The organism is Selenomonas sp. WCT3 (assembly GCA_900100835.1).
GTDB lineage: Bacteria > Bacillota > Negativicutes > Selenomonadales > Selenomonadaceae > Selenomonas_A > Selenomonas_A ruminantium_E.
The window spans coordinates 61,924-83,027 of sequence record FNCM01000008.1; the positions used below are offsets into that span (position 1 = coordinate 61,924).

Here is a 21,104-nt window from a genome sequence, read left to right on the forward strand (position 1 = left end):
TCGATGGAAATTTCTTTACAAAAAGGTGATAGCATGAAAATATACTCGAAGCTGACCGCTTTGAGCAAGGAATACCAAAATGTTGTGGTGGCGTTAGGCATGTTTGACGGCGTTCATATCGGCCATCAGAGCATCATCCACCGGGCGGTGGAGCTGGCAAGAGAGATTGAGGGAACCGCGGTGGTCTTTACCTTCAGCAATCATCCCATGTCAATTATTGCGCCGGTGGCGCTGCCCAAACAGATTGGCAACAACCTGCTCCGGGAGCGCCGCCTGGCAGAACTTGGCGTTGACGTGCTGGTCTCGATTCCTTTTACCAAGGATTTTGCGGCTAAAAGCCCCGAAGAATTTCTCTCGATGTTAAAGAGCTATTTTGCTCCCCGTTATGTGGTAACGGGGCCTAATTACACCTTTGGCTCCAAGGGGAAGGGGACTCAGCGCCAGTTGCTGCGGGAAGGCAAAGACTACGGTTTTCAGGCAGAAGTCTGTCAGGCAATCCTGCGGAATGGCCGCCCCGTCAGCAGTACCCGCATCCGCGCCCTTATCGATTTGGGCAATCTGGCCGAGACGAATGATTTCCTCGGCTATCCCTTTACGGTGGTAGACCGGGTGATTCATGGGGATAAGCGGGGAAGGACCCTGGGCTTTCCCACGGCTAATCTGGCAATCCCCGACGCGCGGGTTATGCTTCCAAATGGAGTCTATGCCTGCGAAGTCCTTTATGAGGGCAAGCACTACGCTGGCCTTGCCAACATCGGCACCAATCCCACCTTTGAGGGCTGCAACCGCCGGCTGGAGGTAAACATTCAGGACTTTAGCCAGAATATCTACGACAAAGTCATCGAAGTGCGGTTCTTGGGCAAGCTCCGGGAGGAAAAGAAATTCCAGGGAATTGATGCCCTGGTGGCCCAAATGCACCGGGATAAAGAAAACGCCCGGAAGTATTGGCGCGAAATCTCCTAAAAGTGAGAGCTGCAGTCAATATTTTGTCATAGGCATTTACAAAGCCCGCGCATTTATGCTATACTAGCAAAGGTGATTTTCACCACAGGACCTCAGCTCAGCTTGCGAAGTTCTCCGACGCACCCTTAGCTGATGGCTAATATTTTATTTATAGGAGGAGTTTTCACATGTTAACTCAGGAAGCAAAACAGGAAATCATGCAGAAGTATGCCGTTCACGAGGGTGACACGGGTTCGCCGGAAGTACAGATCGCTGTTCTCACGGCTCGCATCCAGTACCTCACGGACCATCTGAAGGAGCACAAAAAGGATCATCATTCCCGTCGTGGCCTGCTGAAAATGGTTGGTCATCGCCGCCGTCTCCTCAGCTACCTCTACAAGACGGACATCGAGCGTTATCGTTCCATCATCGCTAAGCTCGGCATCCGCGCTACGATTGGCTAATAACAGGCGATTCCTGATAAAAAAGCGGGTTTAATCCCGCTTTTTTTACTTTACCATAAAGGATTATTCCCAAATACGTCGAACATGATACATTACGTTGGAAATAATTATCGTACTAACATACTAGGAGGAATAGATTCATGCAGAGTTTCGAAATGGAACTGGGGGGCCGCAAGCTCGTCATTGAGAACGGAAAAATGGCGAAACAGGCAAATGGTGCGGCACTGGTTCGCTATGGCGATACGGTCGTACTGGTTACGGCTACGGCGTCCGCTGAACCGCGCGAGGGCGTAGACTTCTTCCCGCTGACGGTTGACTATGAAGAAAAAATGTATGCCGCTGGCAAGATTCCGGGAGGCTTCATCAAACGCGAGGGTCGTCCGTCAAGTGACGCCATTCTCTGCGCACGTCTTATCGACCGTCCGATTCGCCCGCTGTTCCCGAAAGGGTTCCGCAACGATGTTCAGATCGTGGCGACGGTGCTGTCGGTAGAGCAGGACAACGCCCCGGAACTGGCCGCTATGATTGGTGCTTCGGCAGCCCTGACGGTTTCCGATATCCCCTTCATGGGCCCGATTGCCGGCGTTCGCGTTGGCCGCGTAAACGATGAATTCGTCATCAATCCCACGGAAGAGCAGCGCAAGGTATCGACGCTGAACCTGACCGTTGCTGGCTCCAAGGATGCCGTCATGATGGTTGAGGCTGGTGCCAACGAACTGCCGGAGGACGTCATCCTCGATGCTATCCTCTATGGTCATAAAGAAATCCAGCGTATCGTCGCTTGGCAGGAAGAGATCCAGCAGGCTTGCGGCAAAGAAAAACGCGAAGTCAAGCTGTTCACGGTTCCGGAAGAACTCGAAAAAGCTATCAGCGACTACGCCAAGGACCGTCTCGATGAAGCAACCCGCAACCCGGACAAGCTCGACCGCGATGCCCATATCGCAGACATCAACGCCGATGTCATGGAGCACTTCCTCGTGGACTATCCGGAGATGGACAAAGAGATTGCCATGGCACTGCATGATCTCGAAAAATCCATCGTCCGCCATATGATTACCCATGAAAAGATTCGTCCGGATGGCCGTGAGGTGGAAGAAGTCCGCCCGGTAAGCTGCGAAGTGGGACTTTTGCCGCGCACCCATGGCTCCGGTCTCTTCACCCGTGGCCAGACCCAGGTGCTGACGGTCACGACCCTGGGCTCCCTTGGCGATGAGCAGATCATCGATGGCCTTGGACCTGAGACGAAGAAACACTACATCCATCACTATAACTTCCCGGGCTACTCCGTCGGTGAGGCTAAGCCGATACGCAGCCCGGGACGCCGCGAAATCGGTCATGGCGCCCTCGCTGAGCGCGCCCTCGTGCCGGTCATTCCGTCCATCGAGGAGTTCCCGTACACGATTCGCCTCGTATCGGAAATTCTCGAGTCCAATGGCTCTAGCTCCATGGGCTCCGTCTGTGGTTCCACCCTTTCCCTGATGAACGCCGGCGTTCCCATCAAACGTCCGGTTTCTGGCGTTGCCATGGGCCTCGTCAAAGAAGGGGATGCCTATACGATTCTCACCGATATCCAGGGCATGGAAGATGCTCTTGGCGATATGGACTTCAAGGTGGCAGGTACGACGGAAGGTGTCACGGCTATCCAGATGGATATCAAGGTTGCCGGCATCGACCGCAACATCCTGTCGTCGGCTCTGCAGCAGGCAAAACGCGGCCGCGCCTTCATCCTCGGCAAGATGCTCGAGTGCATCGCGGAGCCGGCTGCTGACCTCTCGCCCTATGCACCGCGCGTGGAGACCATCAAGATCAAAGTCGACAAGATCCGCGACGTCATCGGTACGGGCGGCAAGGTCGTCAAGAAAATCATCGATGAGACGGGTGTCGAAATCGACATCCACGAAGATGGCAATATCTTCATTTCCTCCGTTGATGCTGAGGGCATGAAGAAGGCAAAACAGATGATTGAAGACATCGTCCGCGAAGTTGAAGTCGGCGAAGTCTACACGGGCAAAGTAACCCGCTTGATGAAATTCGGCGCCTTCGTCGAAGTCCTGCCGGGCAAGGAAGGTCTCTGTCACATCTCCCAGCTTTCGAGCCGCCGCGTCGAGAAAGTCGAAGACGTGGTCCAGATTGGCGACCAGCTCCAGGTCAAAGTTGTCGAAATCGACGATAAGGGCCGCGTAAACCTCAGCCATAAGGCTTGTCTCTAAGATAATAGGAAAAATCCGCAGATTCAATGGGAATCTGCGGATTTTTTTATGCCCGATAGTTTATACGGTGCATTTTACCACCGATTAAGCAAAACATAAAAATTTTTTAAAGATGGGAGAATATAATTTCATTGTGTTTTCATGAAAATGAAAATAAATAACAGATGATATTGATTGAGAAATAAGAGAAGAGTGGTACTATGGCGGATAATACGGTAGCCTACCAATGTCCGAATTGCAGTGCTCCGTTGGAATTTAGTCCAGGGGCACAAAAGGTAAAATGTGAGCATTGTGATACAGAACTAGATGCAGCGGCAATGGAAGAGCTGTTTAAAGCCAAGGAGGCTATGGCAGCTCAGCGGGAAAACGGGGAAGGCATCAAATGGAAAAACGTTGTGTCTGGCGATAGGTGGAGCGGGCAGGAAGCGGCGACCATGAAGGTCTTTGTCTGCGAGTCCTGCGGGGCACAGATACTAGCCGATAACAATACCATGGCAACGGAATGCTGCTATTGTGGCCATGCGGTCATGATACCCCAGCGCTTCAGCGGGACATTGAGGCCGGACTATATCATTCCCTTTAAAACGACTAAAGAGGAAGCTAAGAAGGCCATTAAGGAGTTCTATAAGGGATTGTTGCTGCTCCCCAATGGCTTTATGAATCAGAATCGCATCGAATCCGTTCAGGCCCTTTATGTGCCTTTTTGGCTTTTTGATTCTTCGGTGACATCCTTTGCCAACTTTCATGCGAAAAAAATACGCGTCTTTACCGATGGGGATGAGACGGTAACGGAGACCAGTCATTATGAATGTTTGCGGCAAGGGAATATGAGCTTTGCCAGGATTCCGGTGGATGGCAGTGAGAAAATGGATAATGACTATATGGAAAGCATAGAGCCATTCAACTATGAGGATATGGTACCATTTTCCAATGCCTACATGACAGGATTTTTAGCGGATAAATACGATGTGGATGCGGAAGACGCTGGTCCCAGGGCCGATGAACGGGTAAGGGAAAGCACCATCGAACAGCTCAAAGAATCGGTACAGGGATATCAAAGCGTAGATTGTACCGAGGCGGAAATACAAAAAATACGGGGCAGTGTAGCTTATGCCATGGCACCGGTATGGGTTGTAACCAGCCGTTATAAGGGCAAAGTATACACCTTTATGATGAACGGCCAGACCGGTAAGGTGGCGGGGGCACTACCAGTGAGTACCATAAAGGGATGCACCTTTTTCACCGTGGTCTTTGCGGTTTCGACGATTATTTTATATTACATCATCAAGACCTGCCTGCCCGTCGTGGAAGATTATCTTTGGTTCTGCATCCCCGTTATTCTTTCGATTCTATTTTGAGAAAGTATGGTAAAAAGGGAGAAATGGTAATATGCCCAGAAAACAATTCGTATTATTTATCCAGCTGCTCTGTCTGCTGTTCTTCTTGAGTCAATCGGTGGTAATGGCTGCCAAGACGGACGACCCGATGAAAAGCTATGACCAGCCGGTGGTGGACCAGGCAAAAGTTTTAACGCCCCAGCAGCTAGACGAACTCAAGTTACAGATAAAAAGAGTAGAGCGTAAGCAGAAAATAAAAGTTGCAGTCTGCACCGTGAAAAAACTGCCACAGGGAAAAAAGATATCTGATTATGCCCATCAAATCCTTAACGAACAGTATAGCAGCAGCGAAAAGGGAAAAATCCTGCTGCTGGTGGATATGGAGAACCGGAAATGGTATGTGGCCACCAGCAGCAAAATGAAATCCATCATAACCGATGGCAAGGGCATCGAGAAGCTAAAAGAAGCATTCCTCAGCGACTTGTCCGATGGGAAGTATGGGGAAAGTTTCACTGCCTTTGTGGAAAGTGTCAATACGCAAATCGATGCCTATTACGAGCAGAAAGCTATCGAGGATGATCCTAAGGCATTTAGTAAGCTATCTGCCGGTATAGCCGGGGTACTAGGGCTATTGCTGGCAGCTATCTTTACCTGTGCCTTACTGGAGTGCATGGGCAACGTAAAAGCGGCAAAGGAAGCCGATGACTATTTGAATAAAGATAGTGTGAATATAACCAAGCAAAAAGATATCTTGGTGGGCGTGACTGTCGTTCGGGTAAAAAGATCCAGCAGCTCAAGCGGCAGTAGCAGCGGTGGCGGAGGCGGTGGTGGCAGCTTCTGATTCACAATCTCTACAAGAGGAGTAGATACCTTTGAACATCATTTGGAAACTCATAAAATTGTTTTTAGTCCTTATCAGTATTGGCGTTATCGCCGCATACCGGAATGCACCAGAGGAAGGCTTCCGCTGGCACGAAGCCCCCGAGATGTCGACGCAGGAATTTGACTGTCTTTGGTATCCCTTTAAAGCCAACCTATCGGATGGGAAAGTGCTGGCGATGGATTTGCCCATGGAAGTTGTGGAAAATCACGAATCTACCTCGTGGACGCCTTTTGTGGAACTTACTAGTTATGAGAGTAAAGGCGAGCATTCTGAGGGGTATATAAAAATGATGCATGGAGTGTTGAAGGAAAGTCAGACGCTGACCTTCGACCAGCAGTTTTTTGGCAAGCTATATTTATCGCAAGCCAGGAATTTGCAAGTAAATGATACGGGGATTCGCCGTGCCGGTGGTATGAAATTTAACGTCATACAGGGGGAAACGAATCAGTCGAAAGAGGCTTTTATGGGAGCGCAGAACGGCAAGGATGTCTGGTGCATTTGTATCGCATGGAGTAAGGAGGCGAAAGATGAAGATTTCGTGATTGATGCCTTTGAGAAATCCCTGGATTCGATGAAGATACAATAGGAGAGAACCATGAATTTTTTTAGCGAACTTTGCAACCGCGTCATCTATTTAGCGGTTATTTTGCTGATAGCGGCTGGGCTGTTCAATATCCTGCCCGCGTCTTATTCCTGGAATGCCCAGCAGATTGCCAACGAATGGAATGGAGAATTACGGGTGAAACTACCGGAGAAAATCGAAATCTATCCGTTAAATACCAAGGGATGGCTGGTGCAGCAGGCGCAGTGTGGTGATTTCTTCTTTGATATGCATTCAAAGGAACTAAAGGGAATGGAGAAAAATGATTTCCTAACGGAAGAGCCCCCCAAGCGCCTTATGGAAACTTTCCAGCAGTATCAACTGGAAAATGTAACCCTAAAAGATCAGAAACGGGAAACGATTCATAATGTCGGTGTTCGGCATTACTCCTTCACCGGCGAGAAGCAAGGAAAAGATTACGAAATGGAGGTCATCACCACCCCAAGGCACGATATGCTAGTAATGACCTATATCTACCACGCCGGCAGCAAAAAGGCCAAGGACGAAGTGGAGGAGAGTATTTCCAGCCTGGAATTTGTAGAAAGGGACAAATAATATCGCCCGTAGAGACCAGAAACGGCCCTACATCCTAATAGCACTAGGATGTAGGGCCGTTTTTGTCTCAAAAAGTGTACTTTTTGAGACACGATAATCACAAGGATTATTATAGCATTCACACTGACATATGTCCATTTTTGTTTGTTTTTAGCTCTTTATAAGCCCTAAAAGGCGAAAGATTAAAAGTAAATAAGAAAAATGCACCTTTATCAAAAAGTACACTTTTTGATAAACCTAGCACTTATTCGTAGATGTATAAACTACATGAAATTAAACCGTAGGAAAAGGAGCAGCGTAACGATATGGAAAACGAAGAGAGCATTGACCTGGGACGACTCATGCAGATCATGCTGGAGCGAAAAAAGGTAGTAGGGGGTATCGTCGCCGGCTGTATGGCACTGGCGATTGGTACCGCTTTTATCCTGCCGAAACAGTACGAATCGACAACCCTCGTCCAGACGCGCAGCGCGGGTAAGGACATCGGTGGTGCGGCTGCCATGGCTGCCGCTATGGGGATAAACATTGGTGGCAGCAGCTCCAATGCTTCGCCGCTCAATTATATCGAGTTGATGAAAAGCCGCCGGGTCCTCGAACCGATTATCGATGAAATCGAGTGGCCGGATAATAAAAAGCCAGATGCGAAGGCCTTTGCCAAGCAGAATCTCAAAATCGAGAACACCAAGCAGACGAATCTTATCACGGTAACGGCCACCGGCCGTACGCCGGAAGAAGCTCAGCTAATCTCGCAGGGCGTTGTAGATAACTTCCTCACGATGCAGACGGAAAACAGCCAGCAGACACAGAGCCTCTTGGTAACCTTCCTCAACGACCGTATCGAAAATGCCAAACAGGAAGCTGACGATGCGGCAGCAAAACTGGCTGCTTTCCAGAAAGAGCATAAGCTCTATAGTCCCAGTGACCAGGCAAAGCTCGCTATCGAACAGTTAAACGCCTATGACAAAACCATTGGTGAAATGCAGGTAGCGCAGAAATCGGCCCAGGCTCAGTACGACGTCGCTACCCAGAAACTCGGCGAACAGAAAGCCGGAGCTGCCAGCTACAACATCAACGATAACAGCACCGTCCAGAGCATCCGTGCGCAGATTGTCGCGAAGGAAGTCGAACTCGTCGGTCTACGGCAGAAATATACCGACAATCATCCGTCCGTTATCGCAGCGCAGCGTCAGCTGACTCAGCTGAGTCAGTCGTTATCCGATGAAGTCGGTGCCGTCGTGAACTCCAACGCCGCCAGCCTCAACAGCGCCCAGATGGAACTGTTAAAGAACCAGGCGGTAGCTCAGGCACAGGCTAGTGCTGCCAGCGCCAGCGAAGCGGCCATTAAGGCGAAAAAAGCCGAGAAAGAAACAGAAATCTCGCAGCTGCCAGAAGCCGTCATGGACTACATCAAACTCGAAAGCGACGCGAAAATCAAACAGCAAATCTACACCAGCCTCGTCCAGCAGTGCGAACAGGACAAAATCCAGGAAGCCATGGAAAGCATGGACATCCAAATCATCGATGCGGCTAATCTCCCCGATGAAGATAAGCCGGCGGCACCTAGAAAGAAACTAATCACAGCGATTGGCTTTGTCATTGGCTGCCTGATTAGCTTTGGTTATGGACTCATCTGCTATAAAAAAGAAGAAACTGTGTGACGGGGGATGACAAATTGAGACGACGCCACAATCGTAAAGTTATGATTATCGTTAATGCTGCCACGAATTTGGCAAATTTTCGTAATGAGATTATTGAAGGCTTGCTGGCAGAGAATTATGAAGTCATCATCGTATCACCCGCAGGGAAAAGATTGCTACCCTATAAGCAAAAAGCTGGTTGTCAAGTTATCGAAATCCCGGTTAATCGCCATGGCAAGAATCCTTTTCAGGAAATGGCGCTTTTTATGAAATATTTTCGTGTGATGAAGGCAAAACGTCCTATCTGTGTGCTTACCTATACCATTAAGCCCAATATTTATGGTGGGATGGCGGCAAGATTATTGCGTATACCATATTTGGTTAATATCACAGGCTTGGGTGTGGTTTTTGATAATAAAAATATGTTGCAGAAAACTATAGTAGTTCTGTATCGCCGAGTAATGAAGCATGCTACTTGTGTGTTCTTTCAAAACAAAACGAATCGAAGTACCTTTATTCGTTTAGGAATTGGCTTCCCTTGTTCGGAGATAATTCCAGGCTCGGGGGTGAATCTTGTAGCTAATACATTGGAACCATATCCGGCAGAGAATGAGCCTCCTAAATTCCTCTTTGTAGCCCGAATCATGAAGGATAAAGGCATCCATGAATATGTAGATGCGGCTCGGATTATTCGCAAACAATATCCGCAGGCGGAGTTTCATGTGATTGGCAATTGTGAATTTGGTTATGAAGAAAAGGTAGCGAAATGGGCCGAGCAGGGCGATATCATTTACCACGGTGCGCAGCCGGATGTACATAGCTTTATGAAAGAATCGCATGCGCTTATTCATCCGTCCTTTTACATGGAGGGAATGTCAAATGTCTGCCTGGAAGCAGCAGCCACGGGTAGACCGGTGCTGACTACCAACTGGTTAGGATGTAAGGAAACTGTGGATGATGGCAAAACTGGCTATATCTTCGAGCCTCGCAATGTTACTGCGCTGGTTAAAGTAATAAAGAAATTTATCGAATTACCATATTCGGACAAAGTAACGATGGGATTGAATGGCCGGAAGAAAATGGAAAATCAATTTGATCGGCAGCTGGTAGTTAATTCTTATATGAAAGAGATCAACAGACTAGCAGAGTATTGAGTAAAGAAGGTTTGGAATGTCCTATATAATACGCTTGGATGATGCGGCTCCACGCATGCACCATTTTAGATGGAACAGAATGGAAGCTATACTACGCAAGTTTAATATCCATCCCCTTATTGGCATAATTCCCGATGTGCAGGATAAAGATCTTATTGTATATGAAGAAGATAAAGATTTTTGGCAGAAGGCGAGAGAGTGGCAAAATTCAGGTTTTGCCCATTTAGCGCTGCATGGATATCAGCATGTATACCATACAACTAGCGGTGGGATGAATCCTATAAATCAGCGGTCGGAGTTTGCAGGTGTCTCTTTAAATAAACAAATGAAAATGCTGAGGAAGGGATATGAAAAGCTATTGACAGAAGGAATCACGGTCGATACGTTTTTTGCACCATCCCATACATTTGATGACAACACAATCAAAGCCTTAAAAGAAGTAACACCAATTCGTATCATTTCCGATACGGTAGCAAATGATGTATATGTAAAAAATGACATAACTTTTGTGCCACAGCAATCTGGTAAATGCCGTGCTTTGCCGTTTAAAGTTACAACTTTTTGTTACCATCCCAATGAAATGAATCCAGTGGACTTTATTCAATTAGAAAATTTTTTGATCAAGCATGGCAAAGAATTTGTGAATTTTAGTAGTGTAATAAAAGCTCGGCCTTATGGAAAGCTGGATAAAGCAATTCATGAAATGTATTTTTATCGGAAAAGACGTAGGCAGAAAAGAGGATAATCTTGGCAGAAGAATTACACGTTCTACATGTAGTCGGGGCAATGAATATTGGCGGTATTGAAAATATGCTGATGACTATAATGCCTTATATGCGAAAAAAAGGAATAATCTTTGATTTTGCTGTTCATGGTGAAACCATTGGTGTACATGAACCAATAATTAAAGAATTAGGTGGTAAGATATATCACTTACCTAAATTTGTCGGAGTAAATATTTTTGCGTATTTAGTTGCATGGCGAAAGCTGCTTGTCAGTCATCCGGAGTTGAAAATCATCCACGGACATATGACATCTACCGCCAGTATTTATTTAGGGCTAGCGAAAAAATATGACCGCGTAACGATTGCGCATAGCCATAGTACCAGTACAAGCGGGGGACGAATCGTGTATGGAGTGAAGCGTCTGCTGGAATATCCATTGCGCTATATAAGTGATTATCTTTGTGCTTGCTCGGCAGCGGCTGCCGACTATCGATTTGGTAAAGGTGCGCATAATCGCAGTAATTATTACCTTTGGCATAATGCTATCAATACGGAGAAGTTCCAATTCTCTGCAAAGAAACGTAAAGAATATCGGGAAAAACTTGGCATAATGGAACATACAGTGGTGATCGGTCATGTGGGACGCATGATTGCGGCCAAGAATCACAGTTTTCTACTGGAAATATTCCGCGAATATCGTCGGCTAAATCCGGATAGTAAGCTGCTACTGTTAGGTGATGGACCGTTGCGTGAAAACGTTGCAAGAAAAGCCGTGGAGCTTGAGGTTGCTGTTGATACCATATTCACTGGTTCGGTTGAAAATACGGCAGACTATTTATCGGCAATGGATGTATTTTGCTTTCCGTCAGTTTATGAAGGATTGCCTGTATCTCTTATAGAGGCACAGGCAAATGAGAGAATATGTTTATGCTCGGATGTTATTCCTCATGAAGTTAGGATAGCGGACGACTTGAAGTTTTTATCTCTGTCCCAATCGGCAAAAAAATGGGCAGAAGAGATAACAAGAATGCTGGCAGCAGATGTTGAAGTGAAAGGGAGATACAACACTTATGACGTAAACGTTGTTAGTGAAGAAATAAGAAAATTTTATGAAATTGTGTGTATGGAGGCGTAAGAGTGGACTTTATACGGACAAAATGGGGTATACCTGTTAGGGATATATGGTTTAAGGAGAGTTGCGGGGCAGAGGGCAAAAGCCTGCTGAGCATTGCTTATAACCTGTATGAACCACTAAGCAATGCTACGGGAATAGCATTAAAAAAGTGGCATAGCCAGACATTTGTCTCCGATATATCGGTGTCGCCTGAGGAAATACAGGCAAAATTCAAAAGTAAGGTGCGCAACGAAATCCGACGTGCAATAAAAGAAGGAATAACCACTAGCTTACATTATTCTGCTGAGTTGAAGAATAATGATATTATTGTTGATTTTGATAGAGCGTATATTGCAATGTATCAGGATAAAGGGCAAAAGGCTAAAAGCATCGCATCGCGTCTAATCGGCATAGCAAAAGCTGGTAAATTGGCAATTAGCGTTGCCTATTTACCAGATGGGACAATAGCAGCTTACCACAGCTATGTAATTGGTGATGGCATTGTAAGATTATTGCATTCTGTCAGTGTATTCCGCGAAGAGTCTGAAAAAAGGAAGATGATAGGCTGGGCAAATCGTCTATTGCATTTTAAGGACATGTGTTTTTTCGGGGGGGATGGTACTTCGCTTTATGACTGGGGAGGATTGTCTAGAGAGGAGAAAATGCGAAATATTACTCGTTTTAAGGAAGAATTTGGTGGGATAGAAAAAACTGTTTATTACTATGTGATAATGGGGAATTATTTATAAAATATACAGTGTTTTACGGTGTTCCTACATACCGTGATGACAATATATGGTTCATGAATAACTGGCAAAATACAGTGATACAAGAGTAGTTGAAGTAATGAATATTAATATTGAAATAAGTATGAGGTGGAAAAAGTGGAGAAGCTGCTGATAGTCGTACCTAATCTTGGACTGGGAGGGCAAGAAAGAGTGGCTGTTAACATCGCTGAAATCCTTGGACAGGATTACGATGTTAGTATATGTACATTTTCGCTAGAAAATCAAAAACTTTTTCCAACATGTAATGTGATATCATTGAATGTTCCTCCGTCTAATAATTATATTATAAAAATAATGAATTGCCTTAAACGAATGTGGAGGTTAAGGCGTTATGTGAAAAGAAAAGATATAAAATATATAATAAGTATTTCGGAAAGTGCGGGGGTTTTAAACATAGCTTTAAGTAAAGATGTGATTTGCATAATGCAGGAACATGGTTTTAAAGCTATTAATAAAGGTATTTTGACAAGATTGATATATCAACGGGCAAATTGCGTTACGGCTTGTTCTAAGGGGTTATGTGATGCTATAAAAACATGGTTCCCTCAAATTTCTGATAAATGTTTTCCTTTATATAATCCTAATATGATTAATAAAATATATATGAAGAGTAAAGAGCAAATATGCTGGGAACCTGATGGCGCATATCGCTATATGGTCAGTTGTGGTAGATTGGAGAAAGTAAAGAATTATCCACGCTTGATTAAGGCTTTTAAGTTATTTGTGCAGGAACATGATAATTGGAAATTGTTATTGATTGGAGATGGGACGGAAAGAAGGAATTTAGAACTGCTGGCAAAAGAAATAGAAATTGAAGAGTATGTTGAGTTTGCAGGTATGCAAACAAATCCGTTCGCATATTTGGCAAAATGTGACTTATATGTCTTATCATCATATCATGAAGGATTGTCTAATTCGTTGATTGAGGGGATGTGCTTTTGTCCAGCCGTTTCCGTGAATTGTTTGGTTGGTCCTAAGGAAATTTTATTGGATAATGCAACGATATCGGTAGAAGCTCCTATGGTAGCAGATTATGGAATTATGGTGCCCGCAGCTATTTATGGGTATGAACAATCTATGTCTACTAATATAAATGAAGATGACGTTTCTTTATGTAAGGGGATGTGTATGGCTGTTGAAGATGAAGTCTTATATCAACGGCTTTATGAAAAGGGAAGGAAGCGTGCTCGCTATTTTGATGGAGGACGGTATCGATATAATATTTTAAAAATAATTAACAATATTATTTAGTAGAAAAGGATGGAGGAGTATGGGGGAGAAGGTTAGTTGCGTTCTCATATATATGTATTTCCTGTTTAATATACAGCTGGCTGTTTTTACAGAGAGTATAGGAAAGTTAATATACCATGGGTTACCGATAATTATATTGTTGGTGTTTTGGCGGTATACAAAAAGAATGTTGGCATATATGCGCCAGGATATGATAAAAATATTGTTCGTATTGCTTTTGTTTGTAGGGGCAATGATTTGGGGGTTGCTGATGGTTGTTCTTCAAAATGGAGAACCTTCAGGTTTATTGTATTTAGGAAATGCGATAAGCGGCATATTCAGATTCTTGGCGTTAACTGTGCTAATTATGCGGGTTTACCCACAGAATACATATGAAAACTTCATGAAAATATATGTGTTTTGTAATGTCATCTATGTGACGGCTTCAGTGGTATTATTGTTATTGCCTGATTTAAAACAGATATGGAGCACCATGATTATTACGCCGGATAAAATGGTGGAGAAAGGCGATATGATTTTGAACTCTACCCGTTATGGCTTAGCAGGTTATAGCGGGTTTTCAAATACGTTGTTTTGCAGCATATCAGTATGGATGTGTTTATACCTGCTAGAGATGAAACAAATTTCAAGATGGTGGAATGTTGCAATAGTTGTGTTGTTAGTTGGCAATATGCTTTATGGCAGGTCGGGATTAATTATATCATTAGGAATGTTCTTGGTGATGAATTTACGTATATTGTCAATTAAAAGGTTGAAAACTTTAATGATAGGAATAGGAGGCTGTGGCCTGCTGATAGCTGGTGCGGTATGGTATGCTACCCAGGAACCCATTCTAGCAGTTTGGATAGATTGGGTTTCAGAACCTGTTGCTGCATTTATAGATGGAGCAGTACAAGGAGAAATATCGTTCGGCGGTAGCGGAAATCAATTGGTGGAAGAGATGTGGTTTTTACCTGATAATGACAGTGTTATATTGATAGGGGATGGTAGGTTCATTAATGCAGATGGGACATATTATATGTATACAGATGCAGGCCCTATGCGACAAATGTTTTTTTATGGGATAATTGGCTCTTTGTTGTCATACATATCTTTGTTGCTATTGTTATATATTTATTATTTACGTGTAGAAAGCAAAATATATCGCTGGCACAAATTTTATGTTGCAATACTATTGATATTGATTGCTTTCATGGAATTTAAAGGACTTACATTTAATACGTATTATGGTGTTATTTTAGCATTATTGTGTTCTTATAATGCTACCAATATATGCACTGAAAGGAGAAGGAATGGTGTCGACTATAAGCGTGGTTATGTCGGTATATAATGGTGAAAGATATTTGTCGGAAGCCATAGATAGTATATTGAATCAGTCTTATGATGATTTCGAATTCATTATTATTGATGATTGTTCGACAGATAATAGTGTGGATATCATTAAATCGTATAATGATAATCGTATTCGGCTGGTTAGAAATGAGGAGAATTTACGCTTACCTGCTTCTTTGAATAAGGGGATAAAATTGGCTAGCGGAAAATATATTGCTCGTATGGATGCGGATGATATATCGTTAATGGATCGTTTTTCCAAGCAGGTAAAATATTTGGAAGAACATCCGGAAGTTACTGCGCTAGGTGGCAGTTTTCAGGTGATTGATTGTGGTGGATGTAATCTCTATAAACACCATGCTTTGACGGATGAAAAGCTTGAAAGATATTACCTGATTCCGTCACCGCTGGCACATCCAACAGTTATGATGCGGCGAGAAACAATCATCGATAATAATTTATTTTATGATGAACGGTATTCTTCGGCACAAGATTATGATTTGTGGCTAAGAATACGAAAGCAATTCAAGATTGCTAATCTGCCAGATGTTTTGCTGAAATATCGTATCCATAAAAAGAGTATAAGTACTATACGTGCTCAAGAACAGCAGAATAATACCTATGATATTTTTAGTAAAAATTCTCCTGTTGACGTTACATACGATGAGTGCATGGCAATCTTACACAGAAGTTATACATTGTATCCGTGGCAACAGGCTTTTGCTATGTATAGAGTTTTTCATACTTTGGATTATATATATTGGCGGAATGTTGTGGGATATACTGTACGGTATATCATGGATAAGTTCAATCTAAATAAAAGTACCGCCGTATAAACGGCGGCTGGAAATTATTCAAATATTTCTAGTTGCGTTGTATCAATATGTGCTTGATGCTAGCTGGATTCATAGCTATTTCACGCCCTTGAATCAGTTCAATCTTAGGATCTTCTTGTATAGCATACATGATGATGACCTCCTTTATCTATATTATATCGTGAAAATTTGAAGGGAAGTAGTGTGTTTTGAAAATCACAATTGCAGGTACAGGTTATGTTGGCCTGTCTAATGGTATCTTATTGGCACAGCATAATGAGGTAGTGGCGCTGGATGTTGTGCCAGAGAAGGTGGATATACTGAATCAGGGGCAGTCTCCGATTGTGGATGGGGATATTTCGGATTTTCTGGCGCATAAGGAGCTGAACTTCCGAGCTACTTTGAACGCGCAGGAAGCGATTGAGGGGGCAGAGTTCGTGATTATCTCCACGCCGACCAACTATGACCCAGATAAAAATTTCTTCGATACTTCTTCGGTAGAGTCAGTAATTGAGGAAGTGTTGGATATTAATCCGCAGGCAGTGATGGTGATTAAGTCTACTGTTCCAGTGGGCTATACGGAGCAGATGAAGAAGCAGTATGAAACGGACAATATCATCTTTTCGCCGGAGTTCTTGCGGGAAGGAAAGGCGCTGCATGACAATCTCTATCCATCGCGGATTATTGTTGGCGAACGGTCGGAACGGGCAAAGGTATTTGCAGGTTTGTTGGCAGAAGGGGCCGTAAAAGAAGAGATTCCCACACTGTTTACGGGCTCTACTGAAGCAGAAGCTATAAAGCTCTTTGCGAATACCTGCTTGGCGTTGCGAGTGGCGTACTTTAATGAACTCGATTCTTATGCGGAGGCTCGTGGTCTTAATACAGCGGAGATTATACGTGGTGTTAGTCTTGATCCGCGTATTGGTGATTTCTACAACAATCCATCTTTTGGGTATGGTGGTTACTGCTTGCCAAAAGATACAAAGCAGCTCTTAGCTAACTATAAGGATGTGCCCCAAAATCTCATCGGGGCAGTAGTGGAAGCTAATCGTACTCGTAAAGATTTTATTGCTGATGCGATTATCGCAAAGCAGCCAAAGGTTGTAGGGATTTATCGTCTGACGATGAAGACGGCATCTGATAACTTCCGAGCAAGTGCAATCCAGGGCATCATGAAGCGCATCAAGGCCAAAGGGATTCCCTGCATTGTCTATGAGCCGACACTCAAGGAGGATAACTTCTTCCGTTCTGAAGTGGTCAGTAATTTGACAGAATTCAAGGAGCGTAGTGATGTGATTGTGGCCAATCGTTGGAATGACGTGCTGGAAGATGTGCGGGATAAGGTATTTACGAGAGATATTTTTAGCCGGGATTGACAAGTCAGATCTGATAGTCAATATGACTTGTCAAATATGGGGGATGAATAAATTGGCAAGATTTAAGGCATTTGACAATAGCAAAAGAGTTTTGGTAACTGGCGGAGCTGGCTTTATCGGTTTCCATCTGTCCAAGCGGCTGCTGGAGCTTGGTGCGAAAGTAGTAGGTTTTGATAACTGCAATGATTACTATGATGTGTCGCTGAAAGAGAGTCGACTGGAAATTTTGCGACAGTATCCGAAGTATGAGTTTATCAAGGGGGATTTGGCTGACGAGTCAGCGGTCAAGGCTCTGTTTGACAAGTCAAAACCAGATATTGTGGTGAATCTCGGTGCACAGGCTGGCGTGCGGTACAGTATCGACCATCCGCGCAGCTATATTGATTCCAACGTAATTGGTTTCTTCAATATATTAGAGGCTTGCCGTCATAATCCTGTAGAGCATCTGTTGTTTGCATCCAGTTCATCGGTGTACGGCAATCAGGAGAAGACGCCTTTTAGCACCACAGATAATGTGGATCATCCCATCAGCCTCTACGCGGCAACGAAAAAATCCAATGAGTTGATGGCCTATACGTATAGTCACCTTTATAATATCCCGGCAACAGGTTTGCGATTCTTTACGGTGTATGGTCCCTACGGTCGTCCCGACATGGCCTATTTTAAATTTGCGAATCTGATTCGCGAGGGTAAGCCCATCAAGATTTACAACAATGGCGATATGCTGCGGGATTTCACCTATGTGGATGATATTGTCACGGGCATCGAGCATATGCTTTGCAACCCGCCAAAGGCCAATAAAGATGGCGACCGCTACAAGGTCTACAATATCGGCAACAACAGCCCCGTAAAGCTGCTGGACTTTATTGAGACGCTGGAAAAAGCATTAGGAAAGACGGCGGAAAAAGAATACTTGCCCATGCAGCCGGGAGATGTGTACCAGACTTATGCCGATGTCAGCGCGCTGGAGAAGGATTTTGATTTCCGGCCGTGTACTGCCATTGCTGAAGGGTTAGGTAATTTTGCGCGGTGGTATCGTGAGTATTACGGCGTGTAAAGGGGGAATATTTTTGGGTATCAGGACAATGCTAAAAGAAACTTTGCCGCCAGCCATGTTGGAGCCGTTGCGACGGGTGTATGATGATGTGCATTATGCTGCTATGCATGTGGTGCCGGAGGAGTGGTATCTGAAGCGGCAGTTTGAGAAATTGGTGGGGTATCCGCTGAATCTGGACAATCCGCGGACGTTCAATGAGAAGCTGCAATGGCTGAAACTGCATGACCGCAATCCGTTGTATACGAAAATGGTGGATAAGTATGAAGCGAAAAAGTATGTGGCGGAGATTATCGGTGAGGAATATATTATCCCAACTTTGGGTGTTTGGGAGCATTTCGATGAAATTGATTTTGACACTTTGCCGCAGCAGTTTGTGTTGAAATGTACTCACGACAGCGGCAGCATCGTGATTTGCAAGGATAAGGATAAGCTGGATAAAAAAGCGGCCAGGGAAAAATTGGAGCGGGGGCTCCGCTACAATTATTACTACCGAGGCGGCTTTGAATGGCCGTATAAAAATGTGAAGCCACGGATTATAGCCGAAAAATTTATGGTGGATGAATCCCGGACGGAGCTGAAGGATTATAAGGTCTTTAATTTCAACGGTGAGCCGAAGATAATTCAGGTTGATTATGATAGATTCGTGGAGCATAAGCGGGACTTGTATAGTGCGGATTGGGAGAAGCTGGAGTATGCGTTGATGTACGCCATGAATTCAGGTCATGAGGTGAATCGTCCGCAGAAGCTTGCTGAAATGTTAGACCTTGCTTGCAAGCTTGCTGAAAAACATCCTTTTCTGCGAACGGATTTTTACAGTATTGACGATAAGTTGTATTTTGGTGAAATGACGTTCTATCCTGAAGCTGGTTTCGGCAAATGGACTCCTGAAGAAATTGATGAGAAATTAGGAAATTGTGTGAATATTCAGGGGGGGGGGGCTGTTGCTGATCGGTGATGGCTATATTCTGATAATTCGGATAGCCGAGCCGCAAAGTGATTTGACGGATTATAAGCTGATGTGTTTTAACGGCAAAGTAGAATGCAGTTTTACCTGTACGAATCGCAATACGGAGGCAGGCCTGCACGTTACTTTTTATGACAGGGATTGGCAGAAAATGCCCTTTGCCCGTCATTATCCGGCAGAACAAGCAGCCATGCCCAAGCCGCGCAATTATGAAAAAATGGTGCAGCTGGCAGAAAAATTAGCGGCACCGTTGAAATTTGCCAGAGTAGACTTTTATGAGATAAACGGCAGGATTTACTTTGGCGAGATTACTTTTTTTCCGGGAAATGGAACCGAAGAATTTTCGCCCGAGAAATGGGATTACAGGTTGGGAGAGTGGATTGAATTAAAGACGATATTGATAGCAAAGTGAAAAACTCCACCAAATGGTCATTTCTGACCGAGTTGATGGCTAAGTTTATTACGCCGATAACGGGCATGATCTTAGCACGTTTGCTTACGCCGGAGGCTTTTGGTGTGATGGCTGCCATTATGGTGGTGACTTCCTTTGCGGAAATGTTTGCCGATGCGGGTTTTCAGAAATATTTTATGCAGCATGAATTCTACGATGAAGCAGAAAAACGTAAGTGCTTTGGGACGGCTTTGTTGACTTCATGTTTGGCTGCTGCTTTTATATGGTTATTGATTGCAGTGTTTTCGGTTGAAATAGCAACGTTACTGGGAACAAAGGAAGTGGCAGATGGCATAAGGGTTGCAGGCTTCGGGTTGGTACTTACTTCCTTTAATGGAATGCAGGCAGCAATTTTTAAGCGCGGATTCCAATTTAAGTTGTTGTTCAAATTGAAGATGATTACGTTATCGGTTCCGTTACTGGTTACGATCCCATTGGCATATTTTGGTGCTGGATTTTGGGCGTTGGTATGGGGAATGTTGGTACAGCAAGGAGCAACATGCATAATACAAGGGCATTATACTAGCATGCCGTTGTCTAAGAGTATAGATTTAACAATGCTTAAAAAGATGCTGAGCTTTTCGCTGTGGACATTACTGGAATCTGTTACCATATGGTTCAGTACCTATGGTGGCATGTTTTTGGTGGGCACGCTATTGAGCAGTTATTACTTGGGGCTATACCGTGGGATGTTGACTTTGACCGGAGCGGCTTTATCTTTGATTAGTGGAGCGATCGTTCCAGTATTCTTTGTGGCATTGTCCAGATTGCAGAATGATATGTCAGCGTTCCGACAGATGTTTTATAACGTGCAACAAAAGACCGCTTTGGTAATATTGCCATTAGGAGTATTTCTCTTTGTATTTGCTGATGTATTTGTGGGAATTATGCTAGGAAACCAATGGCACGAAGGAGACTTTTTCTTTGGACTGCGAGCGCTTACTTCTGCAGTTTCTATTCTTATCAACTCTTTTGCTAGTGAAGCTTTGCGTGCAAAGGGAATGCCTCGTTTGTCTGCATTATCGCAGGCATTGCATTTTCCAGTGTTGTGGTTTGGTTTATGGTATGGATCAAAATATAGTTTTGATGCTGTAGCATTGGGATTATGTGCAAGTTCGCTTTGGCTCGACCTTGTTAAAGGAGTTATTCTTCGACAGGTCTTGGGATGTTCCTTACGAAAAATGATGGTCGGTATAGTAAATGCTGCAATACCGGCAGGGGGTGCGGGTTTTTTCGCGTGGGAAACTCGTGCAATATTAGTTGATGTTTATGATTTATTCGCGATAGTGAGTGCTATATTAGTATTTATTGTTTGTTATATATTGCTAATAATCGTTAGAAAATCTAATCGTCAATTGTTGTTCGGCGGACTAGCTTATCTAAAAAATAAGATTTACATGTCTTATAGATAACAAAACTAGGTGTTGGTTTGTTAAGTCAAGTTATAT

General features: G+C 44.3%; 20 protein-coding genes. All 20 read left to right on the top strand.

Annotated features, from left to right (window positions below):
- Positions 1–33: 33 nt before the first annotated feature.
- The 20 genes from BLQ36_RS08470 to BLQ36_RS08565 all read left to right on the top strand — a co-directional run bounded on the left by BLQ36_RS08470 (position 34) and on the right by BLQ36_RS08565 (position 21,068).
- The gene (locus BLQ36_RS08470; protein WP_074515188.1) at positions 34–963 is read left to right on the top strand and encodes a bifunctional riboflavin kinase/FAD synthetase; all 930 of its coding nucleotides are present in this window, start codon (positions 34–36) and stop codon (positions 961–963) included.
- Positions 964–1,130: 167 nt separating this feature from the next.
- A complete protein-coding gene (rpsO, locus tag BLQ36_RS08475; protein ID WP_033169248.1) occupies positions 1,131–1,406 on the top strand; it encodes a 30S ribosomal protein S15 in 276 nt (91 codons plus the stop codon).
- A gap of 140 nt (positions 1,407–1,546) precedes the next feature.
- Positions 1,547–3,616: a polyribonucleotide nucleotidyltransferase gene (locus tag BLQ36_RS08480; RefSeq protein WP_074515189.1), complete on the top strand. Its 2,070-nt coding sequence runs from the start codon at positions 1,547–1,549 to the stop codon at positions 3,614–3,616.
- Between the two features lie 200 nt (positions 3,617–3,816).
- Positions 3,817–4,974 (top strand): zinc finger domain-containing protein, encoded by a 1,158-nt coding sequence (locus BLQ36_RS08485; RefSeq protein ID WP_074515190.1) that lies wholly within the window; start codon positions 3,817–3,819, stop codon positions 4,972–4,974.
- Positions 4,975–5,005: 31 nt separating this feature from the next.
- Positions 5,006–5,794 carry a TPM domain-containing protein gene (locus tag BLQ36_RS08490; RefSeq protein WP_074515191.1) on the top strand — a complete coding sequence of 263 codons (789 nt, stop codon included), beginning with the start codon at positions 5,006–5,008 and terminating at the stop codon, positions 5,792–5,794.
- A gap of 31 nt (positions 5,795–5,825) precedes the next feature.
- The gene (locus tag BLQ36_RS08495) at positions 5,826–6,422 is read left to right on the top strand and encodes a hypothetical protein (RefSeq protein WP_074515192.1); all 597 of its coding nucleotides are present in this window, start codon (positions 5,826–5,828) and stop codon (positions 6,420–6,422) included.
- A 9-nt stretch (positions 6,423–6,431) separates the two neighbouring features.
- Positions 6,432–6,992 (top strand): hypothetical protein, encoded by a 561-nt coding sequence (locus tag BLQ36_RS08500; protein WP_074515193.1) that lies wholly within the window; start codon positions 6,432–6,434, stop codon positions 6,990–6,992.
- 305 nt (positions 6,993–7,297) lie between these two features.
- Positions 7,298–8,650, top strand: coding sequence for a GumC family protein (locus BLQ36_RS08505; protein WP_074515194.1), 1,353 nt, complete (start codon positions 7,298–7,300; stop codon positions 8,648–8,650).
- Complete coding sequence (locus BLQ36_RS08510; RefSeq protein WP_143558721.1) at positions 8,647–9,783, top strand: glycosyltransferase family 4 protein; 1,137 nt, start codon at positions 8,647–8,649, stop codon at positions 9,781–9,783. The genes BLQ36_RS08505 and BLQ36_RS08510 overlap by 4 nt, the downstream gene beginning before the upstream one ends.
- A gap of 16 nt (positions 9,784–9,799) precedes the next feature.
- The gene (locus BLQ36_RS08515) at positions 9,800–10,528 is read left to right on the top strand and encodes a DUF2334 domain-containing protein (RefSeq protein ID WP_074515196.1); all 729 of its coding nucleotides are present in this window, start codon (positions 9,800–9,802) and stop codon (positions 10,526–10,528) included.
- Between the two features lie 2 nt (positions 10,529–10,530).
- Positions 10,531–11,643: a glycosyltransferase gene (locus tag BLQ36_RS08520; protein ID WP_074515197.1), complete on the top strand. Its 1,113-nt coding sequence runs from the start codon at positions 10,531–10,533 to the stop codon at positions 11,641–11,643.
- 2 nt (positions 11,644–11,645) lie between these two features.
- Positions 11,646–12,371 (top strand): hypothetical protein, encoded by a 726-nt coding sequence (locus tag BLQ36_RS08525; RefSeq protein WP_074515198.1) that lies wholly within the window; start codon positions 11,646–11,648, stop codon positions 12,369–12,371.
- A gap of 135 nt (positions 12,372–12,506) precedes the next feature.
- A complete protein-coding gene (locus BLQ36_RS08530; RefSeq protein WP_074515199.1) occupies positions 12,507–13,661 on the top strand; it encodes a glycosyltransferase in 1,155 nt (384 codons plus the stop codon).
- A gap of 19 nt (positions 13,662–13,680) precedes the next feature.
- Positions 13,681–14,991: a hypothetical protein gene (locus tag BLQ36_RS08535; protein WP_074515200.1), complete on the top strand. Its 1,311-nt coding sequence runs from the start codon at positions 13,681–13,683 to the stop codon at positions 14,989–14,991.
- Entirely contained in the window at positions 14,957–15,829 is an 873-nt protein-coding gene (locus tag BLQ36_RS08540; protein ID WP_180364852.1) for a glycosyltransferase, read from the top strand. The genes BLQ36_RS08535 and BLQ36_RS08540 overlap by 35 nt, the downstream gene beginning before the upstream one ends.
- Positions 15,830–16,017: 188 nt before the next feature.
- Positions 16,018–17,184, top strand: a complete 1,167-nt coding sequence (locus BLQ36_RS08545; protein WP_074515202.1) for a nucleotide sugar dehydrogenase — start codon at positions 16,018–16,020, stop codon at positions 17,182–17,184.
- A gap of 43 nt (positions 17,185–17,227) precedes the next feature.
- Positions 17,228–18,241 carry an NAD-dependent epimerase gene (locus BLQ36_RS08550; protein WP_074515203.1) on the top strand — a complete coding sequence of 338 codons (1,014 nt, stop codon included), beginning with the start codon at positions 17,228–17,230 and terminating at the stop codon, positions 18,239–18,241.
- Between the two features lie 13 nt (positions 18,242–18,254).
- A complete protein-coding gene (locus BLQ36_RS08555) occupies positions 18,255–19,196 on the top strand; it encodes an ATP-grasp fold amidoligase family protein (RefSeq protein ID WP_143558724.1) in 942 nt (313 codons plus the stop codon).
- Entirely contained in the window at positions 19,183–19,617 is a 435-nt protein-coding gene (locus BLQ36_RS08560) for an ATP-grasp fold amidoligase family protein (protein ID WP_074515204.1), read from the top strand. Before BLQ36_RS08555 ends, BLQ36_RS08560 begins: the two co-directional genes overlap by 14 nt.
- Positions 19,614–21,068, top strand: coding sequence for an oligosaccharide flippase family protein (locus BLQ36_RS08565; protein WP_074515205.1), 1,455 nt, complete (start codon positions 19,614–19,616; stop codon positions 21,066–21,068). The genes BLQ36_RS08560 and BLQ36_RS08565 overlap by 4 nt, the downstream gene beginning before the upstream one ends.
- The last annotated feature ends 36 nt before the right edge of the window (positions 21,069–21,104 follow it).